11 protein-coding genes are annotated in these 12,708 nt (G+C 73.4%); 6 read left to right on the top strand and 5 right to left on the bottom strand.

Annotated features, from left to right (window positions below; genetic code table 11):
* Positions 1–103 precede the first annotated feature (103 nt).
* From KBX46_RS23170 to KBX46_RS23160, 3 genes are read left to right on the top strand one after another with little or no spacing between them, the layout of a single operon-like run.
* Positions 104–871, top strand: a complete 768-nt coding sequence (locus tag KBX46_RS23170; protein WP_210794037.1) for a glycerophosphodiester phosphodiesterase — start codon at positions 104–106, stop codon at positions 869–871.
* 17 nt (positions 872–888) lie between these two features.
* The gene (locus tag KBX46_RS23165; protein WP_210794036.1) at positions 889–2,280 is read left to right on the top strand and encodes an MFS transporter; all 1,392 of its coding nucleotides are present in this window, start codon (positions 889–891) and stop codon (positions 2,278–2,280) included.
* A gap of 56 nt (positions 2,281–2,336) precedes the next feature.
* Complete coding sequence (locus KBX46_RS23160; protein WP_210794035.1) at positions 2,337–3,053, top strand: thymidine kinase; 717 nt, start codon at positions 2,337–2,339, stop codon at positions 3,051–3,053.
* A 61-nt stretch (positions 3,054–3,114) separates the two neighbouring features.
* Here KBX46_RS23160 and KBX46_RS23155 read toward each other — a convergent pair whose 3' ends face one another.
* The gene (locus tag KBX46_RS23155) at positions 3,115–3,963 is read right to left on the bottom strand and encodes a hypothetical protein (RefSeq protein WP_210794034.1); all 849 of its coding nucleotides are present in this window, start codon (positions 3,961–3,963) and stop codon (positions 3,115–3,117) included.
* Between the two features lie 200 nt (positions 3,964–4,163).
* On the opposite strand from KBX46_RS23155, the gene KBX46_RS23150 reads away from it, so the two are divergent.
* The gene (locus KBX46_RS23150; protein WP_210794033.1) at positions 4,164–4,643 is read left to right on the top strand and encodes a calcium-binding protein; all 480 of its coding nucleotides are present in this window, start codon (positions 4,164–4,166) and stop codon (positions 4,641–4,643) included.
* Here KBX46_RS23150 and KBX46_RS23145 read toward each other — a convergent pair.
* The 3 genes from KBX46_RS23145 to KBX46_RS23135 form a co-directional block, all read right to left on the bottom strand.
* Positions 4,631–7,738, bottom strand: coding sequence for a BTAD domain-containing putative transcriptional regulator (locus tag KBX46_RS23145; RefSeq protein WP_210794032.1), 3,108 nt, complete (start codon positions 7,736–7,738; stop codon positions 4,631–4,633). The two genes, KBX46_RS23150 and KBX46_RS23145, sit on opposite strands and share 13 nt — an antisense overlap.
* 125 nt (positions 7,739–7,863) lie before the next feature.
* Positions 7,864–9,066 (bottom strand): low temperature requirement protein A, encoded by a 1,203-nt coding sequence (locus KBX46_RS23140; protein WP_210794031.1) that lies wholly within the window; start codon positions 9,064–9,066, stop codon positions 7,864–7,866.
* The gene (locus KBX46_RS23135; protein ID WP_374223712.1) at positions 9,053–9,511 is read right to left on the bottom strand and encodes a hypothetical protein; all 459 of its coding nucleotides are present in this window, start codon (positions 9,509–9,511) and stop codon (positions 9,053–9,055) included. Before KBX46_RS23135 ends, KBX46_RS23140 begins: the two co-directional genes overlap by 14 nt.
* Before the next feature lie 146 nt (positions 9,512–9,657).
* Between KBX46_RS23135 and KBX46_RS23130 the strand changes: the two genes are divergently transcribed.
* Complete coding sequence (locus tag KBX46_RS23130) at positions 9,658–11,361, top strand: acyl-CoA dehydrogenase family protein (protein ID WP_210794030.1); 1,704 nt, start codon at positions 9,658–9,660, stop codon at positions 11,359–11,361.
* Positions 11,362–11,400: 39 nt separating this feature from the next.
* Here KBX46_RS23130 and KBX46_RS23125 read toward each other — a convergent pair whose 3' ends face one another.
* Positions 11,401–12,246: an LLM class flavin-dependent oxidoreductase gene (locus KBX46_RS23125; RefSeq protein WP_210794029.1), complete on the bottom strand. Its 846-nt coding sequence runs from the start codon at positions 12,244–12,246 to the stop codon at positions 11,401–11,403.
* Between the two features lie 77 nt (positions 12,247–12,323).
* On the opposite strand from KBX46_RS23125, the gene KBX46_RS23120 reads away from it, so the two are divergent.
* Complete coding sequence (locus tag KBX46_RS23120; RefSeq protein ID WP_210794028.1) at positions 12,324–12,695, top strand: VOC family protein; 372 nt, start codon at positions 12,324–12,326, stop codon at positions 12,693–12,695.
* The last annotated feature ends 13 nt before the right edge of the window (positions 12,696–12,708 follow it).

Genomic DNA, 12,708 nt, shown 5'->3' with positions numbered 1-12,708 from the left:
GCCTCCCGCTGGTCAGCTCGGCTGGCCCCGGACGGCGGCGCGAGCGGGCGACAGACGCCGGCCGGCCACCCACCGGCCACCCGCCGAGGGCATACTGCGTCGCGTGTTGACCCGACCCGGCTACCTCGACGCGCCCGCGCCGCTGGCGTTCGCCCACCGTGGCGGCGCCGCCGAGGGCGACGAGAACACCACCGAGGCGTTCGCCCGGGCCATCGGGCTCGGCTACCGGTACGTGGAAACCGACGTGCACGCCACCGCGGACGGCGTCGCGGTGATCTTCCACGACCCGACGCTGCGCCGGGTCACCGGTGAGGCGGGGCGCATCGCCGAAATGAGCTGGGCCGACCTCGCCTCGGTACGCGTCGGCGGCGCTGCCGTCGTACCCCGGCTCGACGAGGTGCTCGGCGCCTGGCCGCAGGTCCGCTTCAACATCGACGTGAAGGCTGACAGCGGCGTCGCGCCGACGGTCGCCACCGTGACCCGGGCCGGCGCCGCCGACCGGGTGCTGCTGGCCTCCTTCAGCGACGCCCGCCTGACCCGGCTGCGCGCGCTCACCGAAGGGCGCGTCGCCACCAGCCTCGGCATGCGCGGGGTCGCCCGGCTGCGGCTCGCCTCCCTGCACGGACGCCCGCTGCGACTGCCCCCGTCGGTGGTCGCCGCGCAGGTGCCGCCGAGCTACGGGCGGGTGCCGGTGGTGGACCGCCGGTTCCTCGACTACTGCCACCGGATCGGCCTGCAGGTGCACGTCTGGACGATCGACGAACCAGCCCAGATGCACGACTTACTGGATCGTGGCGTGGATGGCATCATGACCGATCACGTCGGCGTGCTGCGCGACGTCTACCGCAGCCGCGGCCACTGGGCCGCCTGACCATCGAAGGACCCCCGATGGCCGAGACCGTGACCCCCACGGTGGACGACACCCCGCCTCCGGCGAGCACCCGCCGGGAACGCAGGGGCTGGTACATCTACGACTGGGCCAACTCCGCGTTCCAGACCACCGTGATCACCGTGTTCCTCGGCCCGTTCCTGACCACCGTCGCCGAGTTGGCGGCCGGCTGCGAACTCGGCGCGGACTCCTGCGACGGCTCCGTCTACCCACTGGGCATCAAGATCGCCGCCGGGTCCTACTACCCGTACCTGATCTCGCTGTCGGTGTTCCTCACCGTGTTCGTGCTGCCGGTCATCGGGGCGATCGCCGACCGCTCGGCGCACAAGAAGCGGCTGCTCGGCGGAGCCGCGTTCACCGGCGCCGGCGCCACCATCGCGATGGCCTTCGTCACCGGCGACCGCTACCTGCTCGGCGGGGCGCTCTTCCTGGTCGCCAACATCTCCTTCGGCGCCGCGATCGTGGTCTACAACTCGTTCCTGCCGCAGCTCGGCGGCCCCGACGAACGCGACGGCATCTCCAGTCGCGGCTGGGCGCTGGGCTACCTCGGCGGCGGCCTGCTGCTGGCCCTCAACCTCGTCGCGATCACCCTGCTCGACGAGGGCGACAACCCGCAACGCACCCTGGATCTGGCCCGCTGGTCGATCGTGTCCGCCGGCGTGTGGTGGGCGTTGTTCACCCTGGTGCCGCTGCGTTGGCTGCGCGAGCGCCCCAGCGTCGCGGCCCTGACCAGCGGCGGCAACGTGCTCACCGACGGGTTCCGGCAACTCGCCCGCACCATGCGCGAGGTCAAGGCGTACCCGCTGACGCTGTACTTCCTGCTGGCGTTCCTGGTCTACAACGACGGCATCCAGACCGTCATCACCCTGGCCAGCCAGTACGGCACCGAAGAGCTGCGCCTGGAGCAGAGCACCCTGATCATCACGATCCTGCTGGTGCAGTTCCTCGCCTTCGGTGGCGCGTTGAGCCTGGGCGCGCTGGCCAAGCGCATCGGCGCATGGAAGACCGTGCTGCTCAGCCTGGTGCTCTGGACCGGTGTGATCATCGCCGCGTTCCGGCTCCCCGCCGAGGCGCCGCTGCCGTTCATGATCCTCGGCGCGGCCATCGGTCTGGTCCTCGGCGGCAGCCAGGCGCTGAGCCGGTCGCTGTTCAGCCAGCTCATCCCGGCCGGCAAGGAAGGCGAGTACTACGGCTTCTACGAGATCAGCGACAAGGGCACCAGCTGGCTCGGGCCGCTCGCCTTCGGCCTGGTGTTCCAGCTCACCTCCTCCTATCGGGTGGGCCTGGTCTCACTGCTGATCTTCTTCGTGGTCGGCTTCCTGCTCCTCGCGGCCGTGCCGATCCGCCGGGCCATCGTGGCCGCGGGCAACACGCCACCCCGGGTGCTCTGAGCACGCGTCCCGCACCCGACACATCAGAGTCGGTCGATCAGCTAGGCTGCCCGACCGTGACTGACGACGCCGCCGCTGCCCCGACCTGCCTGGCCCACCCGTTCCCCGGCCAGCCGCACGCTCCGGCCGGGTGCGCGGCTGCGCGCGGGCTCGACGGGCGTCCGGTGCACGCGGCGGCGTTGAAGTTCTTCTGGGGGCCGATGGACTGCGGCAAGTCCACGATGGCGTTGCAGATGAACTACAACCACGCCCGGCAGGGCCGTCGGGGGCTGGTCACCACCCGCATCGACCGGTCGCTGGGCCCGCAGGTCACCACCCGCATCGGGCTGGCCCACGAGGCCATCGAGGTCACCGACGACCTGGACCTGCGGGCCCTGGTCCGCGGCCGGTGGGCCGACGGCGTGCGCGTGGACTACCTGATCTGCGACGAGGCGTGCTTCTACACGGTGGACCACGTCGAGCAGATGGCCGAGCTGGTCGACAGCTACGACGTCGACGTGTTCGCCTTCGGCCTCGCCACCGACTTCCGGTCCTGCCTGTTCCCCGCCACGCAGCGGCTGTTCGAGCTGGCCGACGAGGTGGCCCGCATCCAGGTCGAGGTGCTCTGCTGGTGCGGCCGGGAAGGGCTGCTCAACGCCCGGGTCGTCAACGGGCGGGTGGTTCGCGAGGGCGCCCAGGTCGTCATCGGCGACACCGTCGACACCGCCGACGTGCGCTACCAGGTGCTGTGCCGCCGGCACTACCGCTCGGGCGACCTGGGCCCCCGCGACTGAGGCGTCGACGCGGTGGCCGGCCGCCCCCGTGCTGGGGACGGCCGGCCGTCGTACGGGTGGATCAACCCACGCAGACCTGCTGCGCCCTGACGTTCCACGCCCCGGCGAACGCGACGATCTCCCGTCCGGTCGCCTCAGCGGTGTCCAGTGCCGGCTTGGGTAGCAACGTCGCCACCGAGCCGTCCCCGGTGAGCCCGGTCAACACCGCGCCGACCCCGGCGGTCTGCGACCCCGCAGGGCAGGCCGGCGTCGTCACGGACTTCGGCGAGTTCGCGTTGAACGCGCTTGTCGCCTCCGTCAACGCCATCGCCGGCAGTGGGGTGGCGCAGAACGCCTGGGTCTGCAACGTGAAGTTGCCCGGGGCGCCGAACACGTACGCGGTGCTCGACACCGAGCCGAGCGCCGAGGTGAACGCCAGCTCGTCGATCGCCACCGCGGCGTTGGCGTTGTCGATCCGGTACCCACCGCCGAAGGTCTTCTTGCCCGGCGGGCACACGGCGGTGATGCCCACCTTGTCGAGGGCGTTGTTCGCCGAGGTGGTGGTGACCAGTTGCAGGCCGGCCACCGCCCCGGCCGGGGCGCAGACCGCGAACGCGTCCACCGACCACGGCACGTTCGTGGCGTTGGCCTCCACGCCGAGCACGGTGACCGTGTGCAGTGTCGCGTCGGCGTAGACCCGGGTCATCAGGACGTCACCCTGACCGTCGTTGATCCGTCCGCCGGCACCGACCACCTGGTCGACGCCGTTGCACGAGATGGCCATCGTCTTGGCGTTCGTCGCGTCCAGGACGCTGGTCGAGGCGACCCGGTACAGGCCCACCGACGCCTGCGCCGGGGTCGTCGGTGCGAGCAGCGTCGTGGCCGCCGCCATGCCGGTCAGCACTGCCAGACCAGCCAGTTTCCGCTTCATCGGATGTTCCCTCCGCACTGCCTCGTCGACTGTCGACGACGGCGTTGGGCCCAGACTCCGCACGGTCGTCAGGAGCGCGTCAGCACGGCGACCGCGCTCGGCGTACTGACGCCACGATGACGTGCGACTGCGACAGTGCCGGTGACGTCAGCGCGGCGTCACCGGACTCCTCACGGGGTCCACGAACAGGAGGTTTCATCATGCGTACCCGAGTGGCGGCGGTGCTGGCCGCCCTCCTGCTCAGCGGCACACTGGTTGGCGTGGGCGGCGCCGCGGCGCAGGCCGACCCGGACGCGAACCCGTGCGCCACCACCGACGGCGACCCGATCATGGGCACCGAGGGCGACGACACCCTGTTCGGCGGTGGCGGGCCCGACGAGATCTACGGGCTCGGTGGCAACGACACCATCTATGGTGAGGGCTGCGGGGACTTCATCGCCGGCGGCGCCGGCGCCGACCTGCTCGCCGGTCTGGAAGGCAACGACGTCCTCTCCGGCTCCCACGGCGCCGACCTGCTGATCGGGGTGGCGGGCGACACCGTCACGGGGCCCGGCGGTGACACCCTCGACGGTGGGCCCGGGGTGGACACCTGCGCGGAGGACGAGACGGCCGACCCCGGCGCGATCTTCTATTCGTACGTGCTAACCGACGCGGGCCAGGAGAACTTCTACGCCTGCTGACCAGCCCCTGCCCGCAGCACACCCGGGTCCGGGAGCGGTGCGTCGATCGTACGCATCGCCCCGGCCCACCTCTCGAACGAACGCCGGGCCTCCCCGTGCCGGCCGGCACCGACGAGTGTCCCGACCAGCGCCTGGTGCGCCCACTCGTCGTACGGGTCGGCGTCGAGCAGCCGGACCAGGGCGGTGGCGGCCCGGTCGGCGTCACCGTCGCCCTGGTACCGCCGGGCAAGGTCACGCAGTGCCCGCAACCACACCGCGCGGGCCTGTTCCCGCAGCCCGTCGGCCCAGTCCGCGTAGGGCTCGTCGGCGAAGGCGTCCCCCCGGTAGGCGGCGTCCACCTCGGCGAGCAGCTCGCGGGCCCGCGCCGGGTCACCGTCGCGGGCGAGGCGCTCGGCCCGCGGGACGGCGGTGAGCAGGTTCTCCGCGTCGACGACCACCCGGGTCAGGTCGACGCGTACGCCGGTCAGGTCGGCGCGGACGTACCGGTCGACGGGCCACCGGCGGGACGGGTCGAGCACGGCACGCACGGCGGACAGCAGCACCGACAGACGGTGTGCGGTCCGCCGTGGCTCGTCGTCGGGCCAGAGCAGCTCGCACAGCTCCCCCCGTCCGACGGCACGACCGCGCCGGGCGACGAGGATCTTCAGCAGCGTGCGGGCCTGTCGGGACCGCCACGCCGGCAGCGGGACGTCCCGCCCACCGACGACGACCTCGAACCGGCCGAGCACCCGCACCTCGACGGTGTCCGCGTCGGCGGGCGTCTCGGCCAACGCCCGCCCGTCGACCGTCTCGATGCCGAGCGCCAGCAGCCGGTCGGCGGCCAGCCGCGCCGCCGACCGCTGCGCGGCGTCGGCGCCCGGGAGACGGCCCAGCCGGACGACTGTCTGTTCGGCGGCCGGTCCCGCACCCGCCGCCTGCCAGATCGCGCCGGCCTCCAGCAACGCGCTTCGACTCGCGTCCGGCTCGGCGGCGACCGCCGCGGTGAGTTCCAACGCCTCCGCCAACGCGTCGGCCTGCCGACCGGTGCGGGCCGCTCCGACCGCCTCGGCCGCCCGCCGCCGGGCCAGACCCAGATCACCCCCGGCGTACGCCACCCAACCCGTCGCGACCAGCGCGCAGGACAGCAGGAACGCCGGTGCCAACCGGTGCGCCTCGTCGGCCGCGGCACGAGCGGCAGCGAGGTCGGCGCCCGTGCCCTCGCAGCGCAGCCGGGCCAGACCGGCCAACGCCGGAATGCGCACCTGGAGATCCCCCACGTCACGGGCCAGGTCAGCGGCCTCGGTGAACGCCGCCAACGCCTCCTCCCGCCGGCCGAGGCGGCGACTGACCTCGGCCAACCCGTAGACCCCGGTGGCAGCGCGGTTCAAACCCAACCGTTGGGATACCAGCTTGGACCGGGTGAAGTGCAGTGTCGCCTCGTCGTAGCGACCCAGGCGTACCAGCGCCTCGCCCGCGTTGTGCAGGGCGGTCACCAGCACTCCCGGCGGGCCGGCGAGTTCCGCCGCGCGGACCGCCCGCACGGCGGTGGCCAGCGCCGACGGGTATCGGGCCTCGCGCAGCAGGCAGTGCGCCTGGTTGACCAGGACCCGTGCCTGCTGGACCAGGTCACCCGCGCGTTCCGCCGCCGCCAGCGCCTCGGCCAGGTGCTCGTCGCGGCGGGTGCCGGACGAGGTCAGTGCGGCCGCGATGTGCGCCGCCGCCAACGGGGTGTCCTCGTTGAGCTGGTGTGCGGCGGCGAGCGCCCGGGCCCCGGCGGCGACCGCGTCGTCGACCCGGCCGAGTTGGGCGAGGGTGCTGGCGCGACAGGCCAGCAGCAGCACCTCGTCGGGACCCGGTGGGGTGAGCGTCGGTGGTGCGCCCGCGCGGTCGAGCACCGCCAGGGCGCCGGCGTAGTCGGTCCGCAGGTACGGCACCATCGCCGCCCGCCAGAGCAGCCGGGCCGGCCAGCGGCGGTCCTGGTCGGCCCGGGCCAGCAGCGCGGCGAAGACCCTCGACGCCCAGGTCACCGAGCCGGACATCCGCAACGCGTCGCCGAAGATCAGTTGGAGGTCGGGGTTCTGCTCGGCCTGCGGCGACGCGCTGATCAGGTCGGTGACGTCCGGCGCACCACCACCGGCGAGCATGCCCCCGCCGTGGCTGGCGATCAGCTCCGCGCACCGACCGGTGTCGTCCGCGTCGTGCAGGGCTCGGGCCGCCGCCATCGGGTACGCGTTGGCGAGGTACCAGTCGGCGGCCGCGTACAGCCTGCGGCGTCCCGAGGTTTCCGGCCGTCCCGCCTGCTGGGCCAGCACCGCGGCGAGGACCCGGACCAGCTGCACAGTCGACGAGGTGTGGCCGGCCCGACGGCGGGGGTGGGCGACCAGCAACCCGGTGCGGGTCGCCCAGCGCAGCGCCTGCGCGGTGACGTCGGGTGGCGTGTCGGCGTCGACGGCCACGCACAGCGGCGCGCTGATCGGGTCGAGGTGGTGGACGCGACCGAGCAGAGTCGCCACCTGTGCGGGCAGGTCGGCGAGGATCTCGTCGCGGGCGAAGTGCCCGCCGGCGGTGCCGGGCTCGGTCAGGGCCGCGAGCAGCTCCCGCCGGCCGACGCCCTGCCGGCCGAGGGCGTCGCCAGCGAGGTGCACCCACGCCGGCCAGCCGGCGGTCAGCTCGTACACCAGGTAGGCCAGGTCGCTGTCGGGCACTGCGTGTTCGTCGCGCAGGATCCGGGCGACCGCGTCCCGGCCGAGGGCGAGGGTTTCCGGCCCGCGGTGCACGACGGGCCCGGCGCAGGCGCTCAGCGCCGCATCGGCCAGGGGGTGTCGAGCGGCCAGCGTCACCGCTGGCTGACCCGGCAGCGCGCCCAACCACCGCACGAGTGTCAGTTGGTCGTCCCCGTTGAGCGCGGACACCTCGTCCACGGCGACCCGGATTGGCGGTTGCGTGCCCGTTGGCGGGCTGTTGGTGTGCGTCGCCGCGTCGATCAGGTCCGTCGCCCGGTGACAGGCCGTCGGCTCGTCCCCGCCGACGGTCTCCAGGGCGGTGGTCTTGCCGTACCCGGCGGCGGCCACCAGCATCAGCCACCGTCGTGGCCGGGGCCGCTGCTCGGTTGTCATCGCGTCGCCTCCGCTCGTCCGAGCACCGCGGAAGGTCACCCGGAGGGCCGGTGACCCACGCTAACCACCCGGGGGCCCACCTGCGGTGACGTTGTCCGAGAACCGACGCAGTGCGACCGGGCGGGTCAGGACGGCTGCGGGACGCCTGGCCGTACGCGGAACCGGTCGGCCATGATCACGGCGATGATCACTGCCAACGCCAGCGTGGCGCACACCGCGACGGTGGCCTCCAGTCCCACACACAACGGCACCAACGCGAGCAGGAGCACCACCGCTGCGATCCGGCTTGTCGGCAGGGTCCGCCACAGCACCGCCTTGTAGGCGGCGTGCCCGGCGAGGAACAACGCCGGGCCGCCCAGCGTGAACAGGGCGGCGGCCGGTGTGGCGGGAGCACCCGGTTCGCGCAGGAGCTGCTCGTCGCCCGCCGAGGTGACGATGATCCCGGCGACCATCACGGGGTGCAGGTAGTTGAACGCCAGCCGGCTCAACGCGCCGGTGCGCTCGCCGGCGCGGGCGATGACCTCCGCCGCCGCCGGGGCGGACCGGGCGAAGTACACCCACCACAGCGCCACCGAACCGGCGAACGCCAGCACGAACGCGCCGGACATCGTCAGGTCCAGGTGCTGCGCGAGTGTGCTCCCGGTGACCAGGATCGACTCACCCAGGGCGATGAGGATGAACGCCTGGCACCGCTCGGCCAGGTGCCCGCCCTCCACCATCCACCGCTCAGCGGGACTGCGGCCCAGACCGGGCACCGGGAACCCGGTCGAGAGGCCGATCACCTCGATCACGATCGCCGCCGCCCACAGCGCCTCCTGGAAAGCCCCGCCGACCACCGCGCCGACCGCCACGAGCGACGAGGTCACGGCGAACCATGGCAGCGCCTTCTGAAACCCGTCGACCAGCCACGGGTGGCCCTGCACCGCCCACAACGCGAACACGGTGCGGCCCACCTGCAGGGTCACGTAGACGAGCGCGAAGACCAGCCCGGCGCCGGCGAACGCCTCGGGGATCGCCGCCGAGAGCAACAGGCTGCCCAGCATCAGCGCGATCAGCAGCGCCCGCACCGGCGCCTGGTCGGGTCGCAGCCAGTTCGTCCCCCAGGCGGTGTAGATCCACACCAACCAGACCAGCGCCAGCAGCAACGCGGTACGCGCGGCGCCACGCCAGTCCGGGTGCTCGATCAGGTAGTGCGACAACTGAGTGATCGTGAAGATGAAGACCAGGTCGAAGAAGAGCTCCGTCGACGTGGTCGGCTCCACCCCCCGACGCTCGCGCAGCAACCACTGCCGCTTCGGCCGAACGGCCAGCGGCTCAGAAGGGGTCACCGCACACCCGCCAGTCGCCGCCCTCGCGGACCACCGGCAGTCGGCGTTCCTCGCTGAGCCCGCCGTCGCGGGTCAGCTTCACCGTCACCGTGCCCTGCGGTCGTCCGCTGCGGGTGGTGACCGACACGTCGGTGATCTCGTAGTCGGTGACCATCGGCGGCGTACGCACCCAACTGGTGAAGCCGATCGCGCTCCACCGGGTGCGCGCGTCCTCGCAGAGCCGGTCGTACGCCCTGTCGCTGTCGCCGAGACTCACCTCGTTGAGGAACCCGTCGGCGGTCTCCCGGATCGGGCCGGCGGCCTGACGGACGGTCTGCAGGTTCCAGGCGGCCAGTCCGGCCACCCCGACGCAGCACAGCGCCACCCCGAACCCGGCGAACGCCAACCCGGTGCGCATCGGGCGGCTGCGCCGGGCCGGTCGGCTCCACGACTGGCCGGCACCCACGACTACCGACCGTAGAGAACGTGGTCGCACCGAGGTACGACAAGTCGGAAACTGGGTGCCCCCGGTGAGTGGGTGTGCCCTGTTCGCGTCGGCCACGGATCGTCTACCGTCGGCGCACACCCCCGAGCAGTGCCAGGAGCCGATCGATGAGCCGCTTCGTGCAGCCGGTACCACCCCCCGTCGACCCGTACGCCGGTGATGGCCTGCTGCGGTCCTGGCTGGAGCGTCACCTCGGCCCGGCCGGGCACGCCGCCGCCAAGGGCCGTCTCGCCGACCTGGCCGCGGACGTTGCCGGGCCGTTGCGCGCGGCGCACGCCGACGCGGAGGCGCACCCGCCGACGCTGGTCCGCTACGACCCGTGGGGCGCGCGGGTCGACCGGATCGACACGTCCACCGGCTGGCAGGAGCAGCGGGCCGCCGCCGCCCGGCACGCCGTGGTCGCGCTGCCCTACCTGCCGGACGCGCGCGGCACCTGGGGTGCCGCCGCCCGGGTGGTGCAACACGCCCTGCTCCACCTGTACGGGCCGGAGTCCGCGACGTTCTCCTGCCCGGTGGCGATGGCCGACGGGGCTGCGGCGCTGCTCAGCCTGCCCGAGGTGGACAACGGCGTCCGCGACGCGTGGCTGCCCCGGCTGATCTCCACGGACCCGACCGTGGCGATCACCAGCGGGCAGTGGATGACCGAGTCGCAGGGCGGTTCCGACCTGGGCCGTTCCAGCACGATCGGCCGACCAGCGGTGGATGGTTCGTGGCGGCTGACCGGCGAGAAGTGGTTCTGCTCGGCCGCCGACGCGGCGATGGCGGTGGCGCTGGCCCGACCGGAGGGCTCCGGGCGCGGCAGTCGGGTGCTCGCGCCGTTCCTGGTTCCCCGCTACGCGGTCGACTCACCGCTGGCCCACGGGCTGGCGCCGGGCGCACCCGCACCGGGTGTCACCGTGCACCGCCTCAAGGACAAGCTCGGCACCCGGGCGCTGCCCACCGCCGAGATCGGTCTGCACGACGCGTACGCCGTGCCGCTGGGCGACCCGGCGGTGCCCGGCCTGGTCCGGGCGATGACCCTGGTCGTGGTGACCCGGGTGCACAACGCCGCAGCGGCGGCGGGCGGGATGAGACGCGGCCTCGCCTACGCCCGGGCGTACGCCGACGTGCGGCACGTCGCGGGCGGCGCGCTGTCGTCCTCGCCGCTGCACCGGGCGACCCTGGGCACCCTGGCGGTCGACGCGGCCGGGGCGTTCGCCCTGGCCGGGCACGCGTTCGCCCTGCTCGGGCGGGTCGAGGTCGGCGCCGACCCGGAGGCCGCGGCGGAGCTGCGGATCGTGGCGCCGCTGGCGAAGCTGGCCACCGGACGGCTGGCGGTCAGCTCCGCCAGCGAGTACGTGGAGAGTTTCGGTGGGGCCGGTTACGTGGAGGACACGGGGGTGCCCCGGCTGCTGCGCGACGCGCAGGTGCTGCCGATCTGGGAGGGCACCACCAACGTGTTGTCGCTGGACGTGCTGCGCGCGCTGACCCGGGAGGACGCTGGCGCGCCGCTGCTGGCCCGGCTCGCCGCCGCCGTCGACCTGGCCCGCCCGTTGTCGCCGGTGCTGGCCGACACCCTGGCCGGCGCCGCCGCACAGCTGGGCGACACCATCACCTCGGTGACCGCCGACCCGGGCTCACCGACGGTGCTCGCCGGCGCGCGTGGCCTGGCACTGCGCCTGGCGTACGCGCTGACCACCGCGTTGCTCGTCGAGCACGCCGCGTGGGGCGACGAGCAGGCGGCACTGGCCGCCCGGCTGTGGGCGCGCCGCTGGCTGCGGCACGAGGAGATCGCCGAGGACGCCCACCACCACCTGGATCTGCTCTGCTGAACGCCCGACGACCCGTGGTCGCCGCATCCTGACCCCGTGTCAGCGCAGGGGCCCGCGGGCGACGGCGGCGCGCATGGCCGCCGGATCGCCGACCGGGACGAACTCCAGCCACCAGGTGGCGCCGGCCGCGGCGAGGTCTTCGAGGTACGCCCGTTCGGCACGTTCGTCGGGTCGGCGGCGCCGGCCACCGATCGCCACGTCGAACGGCTGGCCGTCGGCGCGGGTCGGTGGCAGGGCGTTCACCAGCTCGCGTACCTCGTCGGGGGTGAAGTCGGACCATGTGTCGGTGTCGGTGAGCTTGTACGGAACGATGCCGTCGGCGCGGGCCGCGCGGCGACGCACCGCTGCGGCCTGGGTGCTGCCGCCGACCCAGACGGGAACCCGGGGTGCCTGCACCGGCGCTGGTCGCAGCGCCACCCCGTCGGCGCGGTAGTGGGTGCCCTGGTGGTCGACCCGCTCACCGCTGAGCAGCCCGGTCAGCAGGTCGAGGCCCTCGTCGAGCATCGCGGCGCGCACCGACACCTCGGTCTGCTCGCCGAACGCGGCCAGCCCTCGGTCGCCGGGGTCTCCGACGCCGACCGCCACCGTGGCGCGGCCGGCACTGAGGTGGTCGAGGGTGAGGACCTCACGCGCCAGCTTCGCCGGGCGGCGCCGGGGCAGCGCGGTGACCGTGGTGCCCAGGCGCACCCGCCCGGTGCGTCCGGCGATCGCGGCGAGCACCAGCCACGGGTCGTAGGTGGACGGCTCGTCCCCGCTGTAGTGGATGAGGTAGTCCTCCAGGAACACGCCGTCCCAACCGGCGTGTTCGGCCAGCTCACCCAACTCCACCAGAACGGACACCGGGATGGCGGCGCCACCACAGGAGATCTCCAGGCCATGTCTCATCCGTCGACCGTAGGACGGGGGTCTGACGCGTGTGTCGGTCACGTGGGCTTGTCGGGCCCCGGCGGCATACTGCTGGCGTGACAGCCTCTGCGGACCTCGCCATGGTCAACCTCGACAGTTCCGACCCCGCCGGCCACGCCGCGTTCTACCACCAGGCGCTCGGCTGGGAGGTCACCCACAGCCAACCCGACTACGCGATGATCAGCTCCGGTGGTGTCTCCATCGGCTTCGGGCTGGTCGAGGGTTACCGTCCGCCGTCCTGGCCGGACCCGTCGGGCGACAAGCGCTACCACCTGGACCTGTACGTCGACGACCTCGCCACGGCCGAGGAGACGTTCGTCGCGGCGGGCGCCTCGAAGCCGGACTTCCAGCCCGGCGGCGAGCGGTGGGTGGTGCTTCTCGACCCGATCGGGCAGCCGTTCTGCATCTGCCCCCGACCGCAGAGCTGAGCGGCACGCCGGG

Origin of the sequence: Micromonospora sp. C81, assembly GCF_018070425.1 — a bacterium.
In the GTDB taxonomy this organism is placed as follows: Bacteria; Actinomycetota; Actinomycetes; order Mycobacteriales; family Micromonosporaceae; genus Micromonospora; species Micromonospora zamorensis.
Note: the sequence above shows the minus strand (reverse complement) of the source record. Positions and strands in the feature narration are given on the sequence as shown.